This window comes from Pseudanabaena sp. CCNP1317 (genome assembly GCF_034931345.1).
In the GTDB taxonomy this organism is placed as follows: Bacteria; Cyanobacteriota; Cyanobacteriia; order Pseudanabaenales; family Pseudanabaenaceae; genus Pseudanabaena; species Pseudanabaena galeata.
On sequence record NZ_JAYGIF010000025.1, the window covers coordinates 1 to 18,772 of the forward strand.

Sequence of the window (18,772 nt, forward strand, 5' to 3'; positions counted from 1 at the left end):
CGCTCAAGCATCACTTCTGTCCTTTTTGTGGTTCTCCCTATAAGTCTAAACTGATTTCTCAAAGCTCGTCTGGGTAACGCTTTTAAGCCTATCTTGCAGGTTTTTACACGTATCCTGTAGCTACCCCATTGCGGCACAATTGCGTCAAGGTTGACTGCTTCTTTGACTCGCTCTGGTGATAGTCCATGCCATATTTCAGGTAGTTTGAGTGTATTTTTATCTATCGCTAAGTCTGCGTCTTTCTTACTAGCGGAAATATGGATATTTGCGACGAACTGACTGCCAATGGGCATATAGGCTGCGTCGTTGTGGACAACGCCCATGTTTTTCCATTGGTCGTCTGTCTGGACTTGAATTACCCGCTTTTCATAAATGGGACTTTGGGGATTTCCTTCGATTGCCATTCGGCAATTTAGAGATTCATGGGGTTGCCATTGTCGATCTTTGAGTTCGTTGGTTTCATACTGCAAGCCAATTACTTTGATTTGCTCTACCTGTAATTCTTGCAGTCGGTTGGCTACGACTTGGGTAAACATTTTGCCAGCGATCGCGCGATTGTTGTTATGCCATAGGGCTGCTGCTCGGCGATCTCGTTCAGCTTCTGGAATTGCATCCCTCTGGGTTTCTAGATATTTCTCGGCGGCGGCAAATTTGTCGTCAACGTCATTTTTGGAGATTCCCAGTTGGAATTCTAGTTTCAGGTTGCCGAAGATTTTGTCCTTTTCAATGGTTTTGCCATAGGCGGCTAAGGTGGCTGGGGAGATTAAGCCCACATCAATTTTGTCTTGATCGATTAGGGCGACGGCTTTATAGGGATATTGTTTTTCGGTCTTCCAGTCCTTATTCTTTGTTATCTGGATATCGACGGTTTCTCCTTTCCTTGCCATCTCCCAGATTGGGGACTCGCCATCGGGGTCGGTGCTAATCACACTGACGATTTCGATTTTGTTGCCTTTGCTAGAAGTAGCAGTAAGGGCTATGCCTTCTTCATGTTCTAGACGACTACGACTGGCGGCGGCTTCAGAGATGAGCTTGTTGTATTGCGTAGCGATGCCCTTTGCCCATTCACTATCTGCGGCGGTATGGCTGTCTTTGGGGAAGATATGGTCAAAGCGGTTGTAATTGCGATCGCCAATCAGACTATGTTCTTTGTAAATCTGATTGGCTTGTTCCACCATCCAGCCTACGGGGTCTTGAGTATTGGTTTTAATGCCTTCAGCACCGATATAGGCATAGCTGTTATCTTTGTCTTTAATCCATTCGACCTGTTTGTATTTGGCGACTTTCTGACAGAATTGAAATTCATCTTCATTGACTTTTCTGGCACTTTTGGGAGTATCGACTGCGCGTTGTAAGTTCACGGCTGCGAGGCTTTCTAACTGCCACAGCAGTCTCTCGGTTTTGGCTAAACCTTGGGCTACAGCATATGCTTTTTCTGGTTCGGGTAGTTTGAGTATGGTACTGGCGATTTGACTGATTTCAACAATCTGATTGCGCCACGATTCATTGAGAATGCGAAAGGGTTTCTTAGGCTCTTGGTCTTCCGCAAGTAGCTTTTGGAAGTGTTTGCCAATGCCTTGCAAGTATTCGCTGCTTTCAGATTCAGGAATAAATTGAGTTTCCCATCGCAATGCTTCTAGCCTCATGCCCAGATTTGCCACCCTACCTGTGGGGTTGTCGGCGGCATTTACGGCTGCACTAGCTAGGGTGGAAAATCCATTGGCAGTATCGCGGGGAATTTTCTTTTCTTTCTCAACTTGAATTGGTTTGTTCTCTGGCAAATTTTTGTCGATAATCTCTTGAATTAGGGTTGGATACTGCTCGATAATTTTCTGGGAACAGGCTTGCTGTTCGGGTGTCAGTTGACTGGGAATGATCCCCACGCGATCGCCGTCAAAGTCGATCACCAGTCGTTTCGCATCATTGGGATTGAGATAGCAGACTCCTTTTTGTCTGTAGGCTTCAGGATCTAATTCACGCAGAACTGTGAGGTTGTTCGTAAATACGTCAAAGTTGGCAGCATTAGCGACAGGACTGCGATAGATGGCAACTTCGGCTCCATCGGGTAGTCCCGTAAAACTGACTTCGCCTTCTTGGAGTTGAGTGTGGGGTTGAGCGATACCACTGGGGACGTAAACGCCTCCTGTGGCAACTTCTTGCCATTCACTTTGCAGGAATTCTCGCAGGCGTTTGGCGATGTCTTCCATTTCTAAGATCTGACAATGACCACCTTCAATCAGGTCTGTTTTGAGGATGTCATACAGCCAATCTTGGTATTCTTCGTTAGGTGAAGTTAATGGCTCTCGGTCAATTTCATTGGCTGTTGTGTTTTCTTGTTGGCTTAATCCCAGTTCCAGAGCTAGTTCTGGTTCTATTATTTGGGTAATCTTATCGCGATCGCCTGTTGCTTCTTGCCTCTGCTGTAGGCGCTTTTCATGGCGCTCGATATACAGTTGCGCTATCTTGCGCGGATCGGATTGGGCTTCAGCGAGGCGTTCAGCCTTGATTTTGAGCTTGGGCAGTACGTCCGCTTGGACTCCTTCTGGGAAGAAGACGAGAGCTTGAGTACCTAGTTTCTGCTCAGTGAATTTAGCATCTTCTTTTCTTGACCAGAATAGGCTGACTTCGTGGATGCCTGTGCTAGTGGTTTTATTGTCGCCTTTGACGCTTGATTTGGCGATAATTCCATCAACTGCTAAGGCTTGACAGAGCAAACTGGCTCGGCAGGTTCCTTTGATGACACCCTGCCACTCAGGTATGGCGGCTCGATATTGAAATGGGCGATTTGGTTCGGCTTGTAGTTGGGTTGCTAGGTCTGGTGAGATCAGGCTATAGCAGTCTCCGAGTTTGCTGGCAATAAGTCCCATCGCTTTGTCACTGATGGTGATGCCATTACCAAGGGTGATGGGTTGATTTCCCCAGTCAGCTTGGTAGATTCCTGTATCTAGATCTTTATTCAGGGTTTCATCATCGATGATCAGGATTCTGGCTTGCTCTTTGAATATGGAGGTCTTGGCTTCGGAGATGGGCAAGCTGCCATAGGCGACGGCATCACTATGATTGGTGAAGATTTCTGTACTTACTTTCTCAGCAATCTCGCGATCGCTAAAGTAAGCTGTTCTTCCATTGGCAAGAATTAGATACAGTCCTTGCTCTTGCAGTCGCTCGATGTCTCTTTCGGTGATGCCATCGTACATCTTGCCGACAGCGAGTTTACTCGGTTCGATGTCTTTGCCAATCTTCAGTTCGAGGTAGCTATGCTCAACGGTTTTCATCGGCAAGGGTAATTCTTGCGCTGTCTTCAGGTCGATCTGTCTAAATTCCATGTCATGGTTTCTCGCTAAAATTCAAAGTCAATTTCTGCTTCTTTACTTGGTATTGTTGTTTGAGTTTTCGGTTTGGCTTTTACCTTTTTGGGCTTTGGTTCTGCATCTTCGTCATACAGGGAATACTGTGATTCATAGCGGGCAATATCATCGAAGCTGGCTAGTCCTTCGCTCAGTAGTTCGTCGTAGGTATAGCCTGCGTCAATCTTGGATTGGATATTGTTTCTCATTGGTTCCTCTTTAAGTGCATAGGATTGAATACAACGGGTTAGGGGAATTGGTAATCGAGAGATTACATTCTATCAATTTCTCTGGATTGATCATTGAGAATATTGTTCGTACAAATTCTGGAGTTGTCAATACTCCGCTAATGGTATTTTTTTCTTCATCAGCTAATCGCTAGATTTTCCAATAGTCTCACGTTAGCTGTATTCTGGTTTTAGTTTCATTTCTTCTTTATGTCTCTGCTCAATCTCAATCAAGCTGATTTGTCCGACATTCGTTTAATTGCTTCTGATGTTGATGGCACTCTTACCCTCAATGGAAAATTTTCTTCTGATTTCATCTCGACTCTTCTCGATTTACAATCAGCAGAAATCAAAGTCCTATTGGTGACTGGTCGTTCCGCAGGTTGGGTCAGTGCTTTGGTGAATTATTTACCTGTTGATGGGGCGATCGCGGAAAATGGTGGTTTATTTTTGCACCCCAATGGTCAACAAGATTTACTCTCTTCTATTCCCAATATATCTAGACATCGCATTCTTCTAGAAAATACTTTCCACCACATTAAGCAGAAATTTCCTAACCTTCAGACTTCCTCTGATAATCAGTTCCGTATTTCCGATTGGACCTTTGATGTCAATGATTTATCGACTGATGATATTCAAGCAATCTCTTCACAATGTCAACAAATGGGTTGGAGTTTCACGTACAGCAATGTCCAATGTCATATCAAACCACCGCACCAAGATAAAGCAACTGGCTTAGAGATAGTACTCAAAAATCATTTTCCTGAACTCAATTCACAGCAAGTGCTAACTGTTGGCGATAGCCCTAATGACGAGGCAATGTTTAATCCTGTAAAATTTCCCATCTCGGTCGGCGTGGCAAATGTGCTTCATTATCAGGACAAGATGCTGCATTTACCCCAATACATAACCCATGCTTCTGAGTTTGCTGGCTTCCTAGAGTTAGTCACGCTATTGCTCAAAAATAGTGTCTTAGATGACAGTATGTGAGTGAGACAAACCTATTCAGGCTGATATCTATGAAATTTTGATCTTTTTTTGATCTTTTATAGATCAGATCTAGAGCGATCGCTGTATGCTTAAATTGCAGTTTTTTATCTACAGGAGATTACTTAGTTAGTTTTCCCCTTCAAACACAAAAAAGCCAGTGGGTCCAATCACTAGCTTTCTTGTAAACCCGAAGGTTTTTAAATTTAATATCCAGGAATGGACAGATGTTGCTTTGAGACGGCAATTTTGTTCAGCGCTTTCTTATATCTTAACGCAAGATATAAGTTTAGCAACAGTTTTTGCTGCAAATTTTTTAAATTTTGCAAAAAGCAATTATTGATTATCGCACTGAATTCAAAAAGTCTGTTTATTTCCTGATTGAAATCGCTACAAACCTTACAATCAGGACAATTTAGATGTTTTTAAAGTCACAAAACTTGCCAAGGGAGATCTATCTAAAGATCTCCCTTGGCAAGCTCATGGGAGGTCAAAAATAATGATCTCCCTAAATAACCAGTATTCTTCCCGAAAGTTTTCACCAACTAAATCAAATAATCCTTGCCCGATCTGCGATGACATCACAGGAAAATGTCGAATTGCTTCGGATAATCAAGATTTTGTTCTGTGCATGACTCATCCCAGTGATGCAGATTTGACTGATTGGAAATATCTGGGTGAAACTAATGGCAGTTACTTTGCAGGAAAATATGTTAGAAAGCACCCCGAATTTGAGTCAGATCGTCAAGAGCGTCGTGACAGAAATTTAAAACTGCGGATGGCTCAACAAAAGGCAAAGCGGGATGGGTTAGCGAAGTTGCCTGATGCATCTCAGCGCGATCGCCTTTATCAAAATTATTTGCAGAAACTTGACTTAGATAGTTTAGATAGGGCTGATTTAGTTAGTCGTGGCTTATCTGAGCTAGAAATTCAATATTTAGGTGCTAAATCAACTAATTCTGGCTATATTCTGCCAATTAAGAATCCTGACGGCAAAATTCTTGGTTTTCAAATCCGTTTACGTGATGCTGATTCAGGACGCTATCGCTGGCATAAACCTTTTGGAATCTCTGCTCAGCAACAAAATGGTGAGTTGCCTTTAGCTTTTCATGGTGATATTCAGGTTGATTGTCAGCGTGTAGTTTTAGTTGAGGGTACAGGTGTTAAGCCCTATCTTGCTGCTAAGTTGCGTGGTTGTGCGGCGATCGGCGCTTCGGGTGGTCAGTTTGTCGCTAGTAAAGAAACTTTACAAAGTTACTTTGACGCAATTGGGGCTAATCCTGAGTTAACGAGGTTGGAATATGCGATCGATGCGGGGGATATTGCTAATCCGTCCGTGATGCGCCGCCATGAAAAAAATCTCGATTTTCTGGCTGACCTTGGCTATGCCATTGATGTTCTTTGGTGGGGTCAGGTTTCTAAAACGGATGATGATATTGATGAGTTGTTTAGTGGCGCAGCGATTCAGCTTTTGACGGTTGAGCAGTTTTTCCAGATTGCTAATTACCAGCCCAAGCCTAAGTTTTCACCGTTCCAATGGTTGAAAGATAAACTTTTCCCCAAGAAGGCGGCTAATGGTTTTGCTAATAAATCTGACAACCCAAGGCGATCGCCTCAACCCACATTACCTAAATTTGTATATGAGGCTGGGACAAGGATGGAAACTTGGCGAGATTCATTATTAACTCATAAGCATGTCCTCGATGCTTCGGCAACTGGTACGGGCAAAAGTTACGATGCGGGGCGTTTGCGTCCTGAGTTATTTGATGGTGTTGAACGGATTATCTATATATCTAATGATTCGCGCAATGTCACCACAGCAACTTTGCAGGATTGGGAGATTTTGCCTGCGCGTCACAATGGTTTGACTAATAAATCTGGTAAGTTGCGCCGTGCTAAGTCGGGTGAGTCTGTGCATACTCAGGCGAATTGCTCTCGGACTGGGGCTATTTCTGCTCTGCGGGATAAAGGAGTTGCTGATACTAAGGTCATTTGTGAGACTTGTCCTTTACTGAATGCTTGCCGAGGTAGTTCGGGTGATGGGTTTGGCTTTAGACATCAGAGGGCGATCGCGTTTAATTCTAAAATCTTGCGATCTCATCCCATGAGTTTACCTAGTCCTGATGAGTTTGATTATTCAAAAACTTTGCTGGTCTGGGAAGAAGTTTCAGAAAGTTTGACGACGATGCGCCAGATTTCAGTTGATCGTAATGATGTGGATCAGGCGATCGCTTTGCTTTCTCGTTCTAATCTTGACCATAAACAGCAAATTATTGATGTGCTGAATAAATTGCATGGTTTATTGGCTGATAAGTCTTACCACGGGATTGATTTTCATGGGATTAAGTCTGCTATTCCTGAAATTATTGATACGACTTTGCTGGTTGAGTTGCTGAAGCCTGATCTATCAATTCTCGATACGGTTGATGGAATTGCAGATTCTGAGTTTGAGAATGCTAAGGGCAAGGATAAGCGCGAGTTAGCTAAGTTTCATGCTTTGCTAAAACGAGAAACTACTTTCCATGCTGATGAAATTAGGCAAAAGATTGACCGTGAGGTTTTGAAGCAATGGTTGGTAGAGTTTTTGGATATTCTCTCTGGGGCTATTTCCCACGGTGATTTACATATTCAATATGAGAAATTGACAGTTTCTTTGGCTGATTCGCGTTTGCGTGATATTGCTCACAGGTCGGCAGCTAATCTTTATCTGGATGCCACGATTGATGTCACGGATCTATCAATGCGCCTCAATGCTCCTGTTCATACGATTAAGCAATCGGATGAATTGGTTATGCCAAAGATTTATCAAGTACATAATCTAGGACGTTTGGGGATGCAGCGTCGTGAGGAGAAGACAGCTAAAGTTCAAGCGATTATTTCTCATCTTACTGAAATCGATCCTTCGACTAGGGTGATTGATTTTAAAAAGTTTGCTAATTCTGACGCTCATGGTTTCTGGTTTCGTGATTCCCGTGGTTCCAATGATTTTAAAAATGCCAAAACCTTTGTGATTGTGGGTACTCCTTGCGCCAATATCGCCATGCTTCGGGCGGATTATGTAGCGATGACTGGGTTACATCCAAGTGATAAAGATCCTGATTTTGCTGCTTTTATTGATCGCCATATTTTGGCTACGATTCAGCAGTGCTTTGGGCGTAAGGCGGGCGATCGCTTTCAAAATGGTGATGTTATTTACTTTTTGTCAGATTTTAATCTGGGTGATATGCCCCATACGCTGATTAAGTCTAGTGATATTACTGCGGAGGCGATGTCTAATTTGGAGCTTTTGCAGCTTAAGGTAGCTCAAGTGATTAATGCTGTTGCAGATGGTGGTTTTGATTTGTTGAATGCGTCAGAACGCCAGTTATGTCAGTATTTCGGGATTAAGCGCGGGATGCTGCGTTACCATTTTGATTGGATCAAACTGTTATTAGATAGCCTATATAACAATTTGATCCAATGTTCTAAAGAAAATCTGGTATTGATTCCTGATCCTGCGGATCTAGAAATTGTTGATCTTTGGACTGGTGTAACTGAGTTGTTTTTGACTGAAGAGATTCCGATAAAGGAGACTTTGGCTGGGATTTTTGAGTTTTTTACCGAACATATCCCTCTTTATTTGCATAGTTACGTGCTTACAAGGCTTTCATCTTCAGCTCGGTATAAGTTGTTCTCATCTCTTTCCGTTTTGTCTATTTATGTTGTATAGAAGCTATTGGTCTGATAGATGATTGCTTGACTCATCTTACAAGTAAATAACTCAATGACTTATAGATTCATGGATGTCACTATTGCTTTATTTATGTAATGGTGTAATTATATATTGGTTCATCTAGTAATGACACCAAAAACTAATCACATCATTATATGATTACATTAACAATATGTTCATTAGCTGGTGGGCAGGGTAAGACAAGCTGCGCTTACTTTGTAGCTCGGATGCTGGCAGCCAAGTACAAGGTTTTGTTAGTAGATGGCGATCCACAAAGCTCTCTAACACTTTACTCAAGACATCAAACCAAGCAAGATGAGCCGAGCTTATTTGAAGTTCTAAAGGGAGTTGTAAAACCCATTGAAGCTGTTTATCAGTTAGAAGCGCCCAATATATTTTTGATACCTAGTGATGATGGCTTAGATAAAATTCAGCAACATTTAGCTGACTCTGGCATGGGTGGTCTCATGCTTCGTAAGTATCTTAAACCGCTCAATGATCTATTTGACTTCTGTATCATTGACTCACCTCCTCAGCGATCTCAATTGTGTATTTCTTGTATGGGCGCAGCTAATAAACTGCTTATTTCCTGCGAGTGTACGATCAAAGGAGTTCAATCCCTACTACGAACTATTGACACAATTGCTGAGTTGAAGGACATTGAATTGCTCAATGGCGATATTTTGGGCGTGCTACCGTTTAAAGATGTGTGGGTTGGGGCAAACCAAACAACTACGAGCAAGAAAGCAACGACTCTCATCAAAGCTACTGCTATCGAAGAAGAACTCAGAGTCTTTTCATCAATTTTGCAGTCTGAACGACATAAACAAGCGATGGATAACGGTAAAACACTTTCTGAAATTGGATATAGAGATTTGGAACACCCCTTTATTCAAGTAGTTGAGGACTTAGAACTATGTGTGCCGCAGAAATAGAAGATTTTTTGAGACGTAGTAAACGTCCTAAAGTGCATCGAGATACCTCAATTGGTAGTGAGGTTAATAATATTAGTAACAATCAGGAATTTATTGAGGTTCAGGAAACACAGCCGATAACAGACCATGAAGAACAAAAAGTAGCCTCTACTGTTAGACTCCGAAAATCAATCAATAAAGCATTAAATAACTTGAAATCAGAGCAAGGTATTACTAAGGATGCTTTTATAGAAGCAGCATGGGAAATTTGCCAGCAAAACGAAGAAGTTATGAAATTAATTTCTCAGCAAGCAACTGCAATCAATGATCATAGACGTAAGCAAGGTATCTTATTACGATCTGAAAGTGCGATTAAAAATTTAAAACGCTAACCTAACTAAGTCTTGGTGTCATTACATATTTATATCAAGACTTAGTTATATGTTTAACTTATTATATAAATGCTGTCTGAATTTACTGACTTTTAGTGTCTTGACTTTTTCTGGGGTGCTATCTTCATCCAATACCTTCTAAAATTAACAAAAACTTTATCTAGTATCCCTTTCATCGAATTCACTCAAGGATTATGACCTGAATTAACAAAAGCCAGAATGCTTAGGCAGTAGCGGACTATCAAATAGATGTTGCGCCCTTTCTGCGAATCCTATAAATACATAAAGGTTTCATTATATCTTGGTGTATTTATGTAATGACTACAAGATATAATTATATCTTGTAGTCATTACATAAATATTTGTGGTTGAGATTGAACAACATTGTTGGAGTGTTGGCAATTCTCCTAAATTAGATCTGATAAATATATGTCAGATTTAAGCGCATATTTGATGAGAAGTTTTTGACTAAAAAGCTTAAAAAATAATCATATAATTACATCTTGGTGTCATCATATAATGATTTCAAGATGTAGTTTAGCCAATCCAAATTTCGTTTGAATTATAGAAAGTGCCTTTTTGCTCCAGTTTGAAATTACCTAAAAGTAAACCTAGCCAAATCTCGACGATGGGCAATTGCAAACTATCGTGTAAAGCCAGTAAACGCATAGGTAAATCATTAATCTTTAGCGAATAAGCAATCGCCTCAATCCAAGACGAAACATCTTCAGCATGAGCCGTACTGATCGCCCGCTCAAATTCCTCCTCAAAACTAAGCAAACTTTCCTGCGCCAAAGATTGAATCAAAACCTCCTTATCAATTGCGCCAACAATCGAACTACCATTTTTTGCATATTCGGGAGCCTTTCTAGGTAAACTTTCTAAATGCTCAATAAACTGCTCAAAATCCACCACCATAGACTGACGCACATAACGATCAAAAGCCTCATCAGCCATGATCGGTTCGCCCTTTACTGCACGAGAATGTAACTCCTCAAATAAAGAGCTAGAGCGATCGCAAAACAAATCAGCAATCTGACATACAGCTTCTCCTGCTACTCGTAGCTGCGATCGCGTATCGAGATCAACCAGAGTCAGATCCAAAAGCTCAAACACCATTGATAAATTAGCATCTTCAGGAGTTTGTCTCGCGGTTGAAAGGACATCCCACAAATCCAACTCAAGCTGTTTAACTTGCATAGTTTCTCCAGAAGTTTTGATGGGATTGCGAAACGCTCACAAACCCAATTAGGTAGGATGACAAGGGCAAGGACGCAAAGGGCAAAGCCAAGGATCGAGACGTTCTTGGCTAGCGAATTTCTTAATCCCATAATTTGACTCTAGCAAAACCAATACTTTCTGCACATATGTATGCACCTGAGTCGCTACCATCCCCGCACAGTGAATTGGTGGAACCGCCGCAAACTTTTCTTGCCCTTTCCATACTTGCGCCGCGATTGCATGAATCGGCGTATCCGTTCCTGCCTGCCGATAAACCACTAGCACAGCCCAATATACTGACGCAAACTCATCAATATTCACAACTAAACTTTCATCAGAATCACCACGTTTATGAGCGCGAACCAGATTACGGCGATCTCGATGACGAGCATAGGAGCGGCGACTATAGCAAACAGCAGGATTCCAACAGCGATCGCCTAACTCACCATGAAGTTCTTGAGCCTGAGTCGCCGAAAGCATTGCACACTTCTTACATTTCTCTGGAATACTTTTAGTCATATTTAGGACAGAAATAACCTAATAGAAATCGCTAAGGCTTCCTCAGATGTGAGGTTTAAGCTCAGTTAGCGTATGCTAGGAAACAAGTGTGTTATGAATACATATTGTTATATACAGCTAAAAGCCTACCAATCGTTAACTATATCTTGCACTACTGAATCTATGCTCCGATCTATTTTTGAAACCTGTGTACCACGCGATGAGGTGCTTGGCGGTAACTTATCAGAGGATGTATTTGCTGCAAAATTAAAGCAAGTGGTGGATGGTAATGCGCCCTTAGTTTATCAAGATCCAAATACATTTTTCGCGAATACTTTTCCGACAAATGGACTCAAGACTCTGATATCCGAAGTGTTTGGGCGTTTAACAGGTGCAGATACAGGTTCACCAGTAATTCGCTTAGAAACTAGTTTTGGAGGAGGTAAGACCCACGATGAAATCGCGATTTGGCATATTGCGAAAAATGGAAGACAAATAAGTGGGTTAGATAGATTTGTAAATGACATTACAATTATTCCAGATCGCCCAATTCAAGTTGCTGCGATCGCCTGTCAAGACCTTGACCCAGTAAATGGTGTATTGCATGAAGAGTCAGGGATAAGAGTACATACACTGTGGGGTGAAATTGCTTATCAAATTGGCGGGGTAGAAGGCTATAGCTTGCTTAGAGGTTCGGATGAGCAGAAAGTTAGTCCAGGAACAGTGGTCATCGAAAAGCTGACCAAAAAAGAACCGACGGTAATCATTCTGGATGAAATTGCTCAATATTTGCGACGTGCTAAAGCGATCGCCGTGGGAAAAAGCGATCTATCTGAACAAGTCGTTGCATTTCTATTTACACTGATGGACTTAACAGCAGCTTGTAACAACATTGTATTTGTCTACACTCTAGCTTCGATATCCGATACCTTTGGCGCAGAAACCAACGATCTAAAAGAAGCATTGCAAACGTCGGCTCGACAAGAACGGGTACTTAGTCCCAGCACAGATATTGAAATCTACAACATTGTTAAGCAGAGGATTTTTCAAAGTATTAACGATAAAGCTGCTGATATTGCGGCAAAGGATTATTTAAGCGTTTATAAATCCAGTCGCCTAAATCTACCTGATGGGTGCAAAGATGCGAACCATGCTCAAGTATTGCAGTCCAGCTATCCATTTTCGCCAGAATTATTTGACTTATTAACCAAAAAAATTGCATCTATTCCCAATTTCCAGCGTACAAGAGGGGCATTGCGACTACTTGCAATGGTGGTAAGGCATCTCTGGCAAGATATGTCGGTATGGATACCAATGATTCATCCACACCATATTCCCATTGGTTTAGATGAAGGTGTGACCAGTGAATTTACGTCACGATTAGAGCGTCCATTGATGCGAAGCCCAATTCAGGCTGATATTTTTAATACTGATGGGAAGCTTGCCCATGCTCAAATACACGACCAAGAGTGGGAGGCAGCAGGTAAGTCTCCCTTTGCAACATGGGTAGCGAGAACAATCTTCTTGCATTCCATTAATCAAGGTACATCCGCAGGTATCCGCCGCGCCGAGCTAAATTTAGCTTTGCTGATGCCTCAAGTTGAGATTAGTTATATTGACCCTGTGTTAGATCGATTAACGACCGTGGCATGGTATCTGGATATCGATCCGATTACGACGATCGCACGTTTTAAAGAAGAACCATCGATCAATAAAATTATTGCGGAAGAGAAAGAACAGATTGGCAATCTCACAGCGAAAGACCATCTGCGATCGCGTCGCGATAGTATCTTTGCCAACAAAGTCTTTACCTTAGTTGCTAGTCCTGAGAGTTCGGGCGATGTTGACGATAAGCCTGATGATATTGCTCTTTGTGTAATTGACTTTGACCAAGGAACCGTGAATGCTTCAACCGATGTTGCACCTAATCTCGTTGAGCAAATTTTTAATAATACTGGAGAGTCTGGTAAGTTCCGCACATTTCGTAATCGGTTGCTTTTCTTGGTGGCAAATAAGCAGGAATTAGATCGGGCGATCGATATTACAAAGGAGCATCTTGCGATTCAAAACATTTTGAAGTCACCAAATCGCCAAGAGGACTTATCAGAAAATCAGCGCAAGCAATTGCGTGAAAGAGGTGGTATCAAAGACCTAGATGTAAGAGTTGCCTTAACTAATACCTATCGCCATCTTTTTTATCCAACTAACGATCCAGTCAAAGCACCGAAAGGATTGCTGCATTTCACTTTGCCTGCGGAATCATCAAGTGATGTCAAAGGCAATAAAAATCAACAGGATGTGATTCTCAAGTCTTTAAAGGATTGTCAAAAAATTCGTTTAGAAGATGCGGGTGCATTTGCCCCTGCTTACATTCTGCAAAAGGTTTGGTTAGCAGGAATAGACCATTGGACAACAAGAGCTTTAAAAGAAGAATTTGCCAAAAATCTAGGGTTACAGATGTTGCTTGATGCGGATATTCCCAAACTAAGAGAAACCGTCCGTAAAGGGATACAGGAAGGTCAATGGGATTTAAAGGTTGGGACTAAGGTTTATATTCGTGGTGATGATGGCAAGTTGCCAAGTTTGCCAGACACAATTGAATTTTCCGAGCGCATGGAATTATATCGGCGTGGCATCCTCAAGCAACCTGAGCCGCGTGCGATCGAGTTGTCTGCTCAGGTGATGCCCAGTAGTGAATTAGCAAAAACTGTGAATTTACGCTGGCGATCGCAGGGTGCTTTATCAGTAAGGATTTATCAAGATGGGATACCGATCGCTGGTGAATTTTTACCATCAGACAATCATCAGGCGCAAATTAATCAAACCACGATTTTTAAAATTGTGGCAGACTATGGCAATGGAGAAACCGCAGAGCAGGAAACTAGAGCCGCGATCATTTCCTATGAAACTCCAACTGGTAAGGGTTCAGCTACAAATGGACATGATGCACCTTCAATTTTTGAAGTAAAGCCTGAAATGATTGATCTGTCTGGAACGGTCAATGCTGCGTTTACAGGATTTAGCGATCGCTGTTCTGATTACAAGGTTAAAAACATTCAGAGTATCGAAATTACGGTCGATCAAGTGATGGACTATCGCAAGATTACGACATCTTTCCCGTTGCTCGGTAAACTTACATTTGAGATTGACCAGAAGGCAACTATTCAGATGGACAAGCAATTTGTGCGTTTAGATTATCAAGGTGGATTGCGTGGGTTTCAAGGTTTCTTGAATCCTGTTAATGCTCTTTTAAATACTGAGGGAGTTAGAGCTAATGTGAGTCTCAAGCTAACATTTACCTTTGAACCTGCGATCGCGCCCGATGGTAATGAGTTAGTAATCTTACAACAAGCTTTACTGCGTAATCCTGTCGATCGCCTATCTCTAACCGCGAGGGTAAGTTACTAATGCAAGAGTTTCAACTAAGGGTTGTTCCCACAGATAACAATAATTTTGCTTTGGAGCTATACCAATGTGCCTACAAGCAAGCAGGTGAGAAAAAGCGCCCTGCGGCAAAGCGAATCGGTAAGCTCAAGGGTAATGCGTTGGTACTAACCAGACAGGCGATCTATGCTGCATTGAAAGCAAATAAGTACGATCCAAAAACTTTGAAATGCGATCGCCAAGCGCCCTATGTCCTTGATGAACAGTCAGGGGTAAGCTTGGCTTTGCTATTTCAGACGGTACAGCCACTCTCGAAGGAAGGGAGGATCGCCAATATTGCTAATGGTGTGACGGCGATGAGTAATGAGGAGGCACATTATTGGTTTGCTAAGGTGTCCAACGGGTCTAAAAGAAATGCTCTTAAAGCGATTCGGGTGTTGTTGGGAGATTAGATAAAATCAGCTTTTGCCAATAATTTGTCTAGAGCGTCGGGAAAATCGTCATTACGAACTATCACCCTCTTTGTTCCTCATAAATACCCATAGCAACCTGTACGCCTTGTAGTACCTGCTGAAGCAACTTACTATCAATGTTGCCATAGGGACCGCGTTCTAAATAACTTTTCTGCACAGTGGTAATTAGATCGCCCATAGTTACTGAGTCTTTCTCTAAACCGCCTGTGCCAGCAGGGATGAGAATGCGGCAAGGATTACCTGCTGAGGCGGCAACATCTGATGAGAATGGCACTACTAAAACTGTTGAAGCATAGCGATTGCGGATATCTACAGAGACAACAAGAACGGGGCGTTTTTTGGTGTCACCTGCTTGCTTTAGTGCTTTGGCTAAATAGATTGTGCCTTGCTGCGGGAAATCACTCATAGTTGCTAAGATCCCTCATTTTCCCAACTAGCGATCGCATTATCTTGGGTTGCTTGCGCCCATTGTTCTTCTTCTTGAAGGCTATGGGAATTACGATTTGTATAGAATCTTTGCAGTTGGTCTTCAATTTGTTGCCTATGCCATAAATGTAAAGCTTCTTCGATCGCCGCCGAGCGATTTTGGGATAGCCGATCTACTGCACTGAGTAATTTGGCATCAATGGTGACTGTAACGCGCTGCTTTCCTTGTAATTGATTCATAAGGGCAGAGGAAAAATAAAAATCTAAAGACTTACTTGTCTCGCATATTTTATCATATAATTTATCATACTTTTTGTAATATTCTTATGACCGATCGCAAACCAGTTTTTATCGAAAAGATTATGCCTGTGAAGCTGCTGAATGAGCAGGTTTACTATGAGAATGGAGGCAATCCGTTTAAGGGTTTGCATCGGTGGTATTCGCGGAAGCCGTTGTCGTTTAGTCGGGCAAGTGTGTTGGGTTCGCTGTTGCCTGCGGATGTCAGCATGGAGGAGTTTGAGTATTTGCTAGGCTTAGATATGGCTAGGGCAAATGAAAGTGAGACTGAGAAAAGCAATCGCCATCAACGCACAAGGCTATATAAAACGCCGCCAACTCCTGAAAGGGTGAAGCGGGTGCAGGAACTTTGTGAGCAGATGTGGGGAAATAAGACTCCTGCGGTGTTGGATGCGTTTGCGGGGGGTGGGTCGATACCTTTTGAGGCGGCGCGGTATGGGTTGCGGGTGTTTGCGTCTGACTTGAATCCTGTGGCGGTGGTGACGATGAAGGCGGCGATCGAGTTTCCGTTACGGTTTGGGGCGGCGTTGCAAGAGGATATTGATAAGTGGGTGAAGTGGGTTGGTGATGAGGCAGAGAAGCGGCTAAGTGATTTTTTCCCGTCTCAGGATGGGGAGAAGGTAGAAGCATATTTTTGGGCGCACAGTGTGATCTGTAGAAATTGTCAATCAGTTGTGCCTTTAAGTCCCAGTTGGTGGGTAGATAAATCCCCTGCTTCAATCAAAAAAGGCTCAATTTGTGCTGTGAGACTAATTCCTAACTTGAATAATAAGTGTGTGGATTTTGAGTTAGTAAGAGGAAAGAAAGGTAAAGGGACGAATATCGTAACTGAGAGTGGGAAAGAGTACAACCCTGAAGAACATACAACAATATCTAGAGGTGTTGGTAAATGTCCTAATTGTGGGTCAGTTATTGAGGATCAAGTTGTAAAAAATCAAGCCAAAAATGATGGATTAGGACATCAACTGTATGCTGTTGCTTTTAAGAGGAGGCAGGGAGGTTTAGAGTTTAGAATTGCACAAGAAAAAGATATATATGGAATCTCATTAGCAGAACAGAAATTAAAAGAAATTGAAAATTCGGATGAAAGTTATCTGATTCCAGATATTGAGATTCCTTGGAGCCATCAAGTACATGAGCGCAATGCAACCGCAGATTTAGGTCTAGGAAATTGGAAAAACTTTTTCAATCCAAGACAACTTCTAACTCTTGTTACTTATGTAAAAATAATCAACGAAGCCAAAAAATTAATACAGGCTGATTGTGAGTCAGATAGAGCTTCTTCCATCTGTACATACTTGGGTTTAGCCTTTAGTAGATGTATCGATAAAAATTCAAGGCTTGGACATTGGAGTTCTGCATCGAATATGTCTTTTATGGGAGCTTCTGCACAGCATTCATTAAACTTAATGTGGAATTATTATGAAATGTCAGGCAGCCATAGGCTTTGGAGGACATACTCACAGATACTTCAAAAAGACTATACAGATTTGTGTGAATATTTAAGTAAATCTGTTTGTCTACCTAATTTTTCTCCACAAAACAATGACTCACAATTAGTTCAAATAAACATTTCTTCTGCCGATAACCTACAACACATTCTTGATCGGTCTATTGATGCCGTTGTTACTGATCCGCCCTATTACGGAACGATTCAATATGCAGAAATGTCTGATTTTTTCTATGTTTGGCAAAAGAGAATCTTAGGCGATATCTTTCCTGATTTGTTTTGGATGGAACTCACAGACAAAGACCGAGAAGCAGTCGCCAATCCCTCCCGTTTTCGAGATATGGGAATTAGCCCTAAAGAACTCGCCGATCGCGACTATGAAGCTAAAATGCAAAGCGCCTTTGGTGAATATTATCGAGTTCTCAAAGACAACGGCGTAATGACTGTGCAGTTTAATCACAAAGACTCTGGCGCATGGGATGTCCTTGCTCAATCCCTAATCGTCGCAGGATTTGAAATAACCGCAAGTTGGGCAGTCAGCACCGAAAACCCGCAAAACCTGCATCAAGCCCAGAAAAATAGCGTCTCTAGTACCGTCTTACTCATTTGCCGCAAACGCGACCCCAACGCAGGACAAGCATGGTGGGATGACCTCCGCCCCGAAGTCGCCAACCTTGTCGAACAACGCGCCCCCGAATTTGAAGCCAACGAGATTCAAGGCATCGACCTTTATCTCAGCGCCTTTGGTCCTGCCCTCAATGTCTTCTCCCGCAACTATCCCATCCTCGATAGCACAGGCGTAGAAGTTCGCCCCGAAGTCGCCTTTGCCGAAGCCCGTAAAGCTGTAGCCAATTACCGCTTCCGCAAACTTGCCCAAACCGACACCGCAGGATTTGACCCACTGACACAATGGTATTTCCTCGCTTGGGATGCCTTCCAAGCCCGTGAATTTCCCTTTGATGATGCCCGACAGCTTGCCCTCGCCGTTGGTGGATTCAATGTTGCCGACCTCGGTAAAACCTACAAACTCCTAGACATCAAAAGCGGCACTTGCAAACTCCTCAGCCCCGATCAACGCTACAAAAAACACGCCTTCTCCCTCGTTGACAATGAGTTTTCCGCCCGTTACCTCATCGATGGACTGCACGCAATTATCGCCATCTACCTCGAAGAACAAACCATCGAACCCGTCCGCCGCTTCATGAAAGCCACAGGCTTACTCAGCAATGAGATGTTTATGCGAGCATGGGAGGTAGCCCTGCGCGTCATCCCTCACATCAGCGATCCGCGCAAACGCATCCCCGAAGAGAAAGCCCTTGCCGACCTCTGGCTAGCTATGGATGAGATTAAAGCCCAAGTTAGTTATGTGCAGCCAGAGATTGACTATGCAAGTGGTCAGATGGGTTTAGATTTTGATACAACAGAATTACAGGAGGACTAGATT

Annotated in this window: 13 protein-coding genes; 7 read left to right on the forward strand and 6 right to left on the reverse strand. The window is 42.5% G+C overall.

What is annotated here, in order from left to right:
- A partial coding sequence (locus tag VB775_RS09035) for a hypothetical protein (protein ID WP_416235813.1) occupies positions 1 to 3,326 on the reverse strand: 3,326 nt, incomplete at its 3' end.
- Between the two features lie 14 nt (positions 3,327 to 3,340).
- Positions 3,341 to 3,556 carry a hypothetical protein gene (locus tag VB775_RS09040; protein WP_281010003.1) on the reverse strand — a complete coding sequence of 72 codons (216 nt, stop codon included), beginning with the start codon at positions 3,554 to 3,556 and terminating at the stop codon, positions 3,341 to 3,343.
- A 228-nt stretch (positions 3,557 to 3,784) separates the two neighbouring features.
- Between VB775_RS09040 and VB775_RS09045 the strand changes: the two genes are divergently transcribed.
- From VB775_RS09045 to VB775_RS09060, 4 genes are all read left to right on the forward strand, one after another.
- Positions 3,785 to 4,564 carry an HAD family hydrolase gene (locus tag VB775_RS09045; RefSeq protein ID WP_281010002.1) on the forward strand — a complete coding sequence of 260 codons (780 nt, stop codon included), beginning with the start codon at positions 3,785 to 3,787 and terminating at the stop codon, positions 4,562 to 4,564.
- Between the two features lie 496 nt (positions 4,565 to 5,060).
- Entirely contained in the window at positions 5,061 to 8,270 is a 3,210-nt protein-coding gene (locus VB775_RS09050; protein ID WP_281010001.1) for a hypothetical protein, read from the forward strand.
- Between the two features lie 158 nt (positions 8,271 to 8,428).
- Positions 8,429 to 9,208 (forward strand): ParA family protein, encoded by a 780-nt coding sequence (locus VB775_RS09055; protein WP_190401359.1) that lies wholly within the window; start codon positions 8,429 to 8,431, stop codon positions 9,206 to 9,208.
- Positions 9,190 to 9,579, forward strand: coding sequence for a hypothetical protein (locus VB775_RS09060; RefSeq protein WP_190401358.1), 390 nt, complete (start codon positions 9,190 to 9,192; stop codon positions 9,577 to 9,579). The genes VB775_RS09055 and VB775_RS09060 overlap by 19 nt, the downstream gene beginning before the upstream one ends.
- A gap of 537 nt (positions 9,580 to 10,116) precedes the next feature.
- Here the strand turns inward: VB775_RS09060 and VB775_RS09065 are convergent.
- Together VB775_RS09065 and VB775_RS09070 are read right to left on the reverse strand one after the other, a co-directional pair.
- The gene (locus VB775_RS09065; protein ID WP_281010000.1) at positions 10,117 to 10,779 is read right to left on the reverse strand and encodes a hypothetical protein; all 663 of its coding nucleotides are present in this window, start codon (positions 10,777 to 10,779) and stop codon (positions 10,117 to 10,119) included.
- Between the two features lie 48 nt (positions 10,780 to 10,827).
- Complete coding sequence (locus tag VB775_RS09070; protein WP_190577352.1) at positions 10,828 to 11,319, reverse strand: hypothetical protein; 492 nt, start codon at positions 11,317 to 11,319, stop codon at positions 10,828 to 10,830.
- A 162-nt stretch (positions 11,320 to 11,481) separates the two neighbouring features.
- Here VB775_RS09070 and VB775_RS09075 point away from each other — a divergent pair, with 162 nt between their 5' ends.
- Both VB775_RS09075 and VB775_RS09080 read left to right on the forward strand, forming a co-directional pair.
- Positions 11,482 to 14,706 (forward strand): ATP-binding protein, encoded by a 3,225-nt coding sequence (locus VB775_RS09075; protein ID WP_281009999.1) that lies wholly within the window; start codon positions 11,482 to 11,484, stop codon positions 14,704 to 14,706.
- On the forward strand, positions 14,706 to 15,134 hold the full coding sequence (locus tag VB775_RS09080) for a hypothetical protein (RefSeq protein ID WP_281009998.1): 429 nt from the start codon (positions 14,706 to 14,708) through the stop codon (positions 15,132 to 15,134). The genes VB775_RS09075 and VB775_RS09080 overlap by 1 nt, the downstream gene beginning before the upstream one ends.
- Positions 15,135 to 15,195: 61 nt before the next feature.
- On the opposite strand, the gene VB775_RS09085 is transcribed toward VB775_RS09080, so the two are convergent.
- Both VB775_RS09085 and VB775_RS09090 read right to left on the reverse strand, forming a co-directional pair.
- Entirely contained in the window at positions 15,196 to 15,561 is a 366-nt protein-coding gene (locus tag VB775_RS09085; protein WP_281009997.1) for a type II toxin-antitoxin system PemK/MazF family toxin, read from the reverse strand.
- Positions 15,562 to 15,566: 5 nt separating this feature from the next.
- A complete protein-coding gene (locus tag VB775_RS09090; protein ID WP_281009996.1) occupies positions 15,567 to 15,821 on the reverse strand; it encodes a ribbon-helix-helix domain-containing protein in 255 nt (84 codons plus the stop codon).
- A gap of 86 nt (positions 15,822 to 15,907) precedes the next feature.
- On the opposite strand from VB775_RS09090, the gene VB775_RS09095 reads away from it, so the two are divergent.
- Complete coding sequence (locus VB775_RS09095) at positions 15,908 to 18,769, forward strand: DUF1156 domain-containing protein (RefSeq protein WP_281009995.1); 2,862 nt, start codon at positions 15,908 to 15,910, stop codon at positions 18,767 to 18,769.
- Positions 18,770 to 18,772: the final 3 nt, after the last annotated feature.

Coding starts and splice junctions, on each gene's coding strand:
- VB775_RS09040 (WP_281010003.1), bottom strand. CDS start 3,556: ATGAGAAACAATATCCAATCCAAGATTGACGCAGGCTATACCTACGAC.
- VB775_RS09045 (WP_281010002.1), top strand. CDS start 3,785: ATGTCTCTGCTCAATCTCAATCAAGCTGATTTGTCCGACATTCGTTTA.
- VB775_RS09050 (WP_281010001.1), top strand. CDS start 5,061: ATGATCTCCCTAAATAACCAGTATTCTTCCCGAAAGTTTTCACCAACT.
- VB775_RS09055 (WP_190401359.1), top strand. CDS start 8,429: ATGATTACATTAACAATATGTTCATTAGCTGGTGGGCAGGGTAAGACA.
- VB775_RS09060 (WP_190401358.1), top strand. CDS start 9,190: ATGTGTGCCGCAGAAATAGAAGATTTTTTGAGACGTAGTAAACGTCCT.
- VB775_RS09065 (WP_281010000.1), bottom strand. CDS start 10,779: ATGCAAGTTAAACAGCTTGAGTTGGATTTGTGGGATGTCCTTTCAACC.
- VB775_RS09070 (WP_190577352.1), bottom strand. CDS start 11,319: ATGACTAAAAGTATTCCAGAGAAATGTAAGAAGTGTGCAATGCTTTCG.
- VB775_RS09075 (WP_281009999.1), top strand. CDS start 11,482: ATGCTCCGATCTATTTTTGAAACCTGTGTACCACGCGATGAGGTGCTT.
- VB775_RS09080 (WP_281009998.1), top strand. CDS start 14,706: ATGCAAGAGTTTCAACTAAGGGTTGTTCCCACAGATAACAATAATTTT.
- VB775_RS09085 (WP_281009997.1), bottom strand. CDS start 15,561: ATGAGTGATTTCCCGCAGCAAGGCACAATCTATTTAGCCAAAGCACTA.
- VB775_RS09090 (WP_281009996.1), bottom strand. CDS start 15,821: ATGAATCAATTACAAGGAAAGCAGCGCGTTACAGTCACCATTGATGCC.
- VB775_RS09095 (WP_281009995.1), top strand. CDS start 15,908: ATGACCGATCGCAAACCAGTTTTTATCGAAAAGATTATGCCTGTGAAG.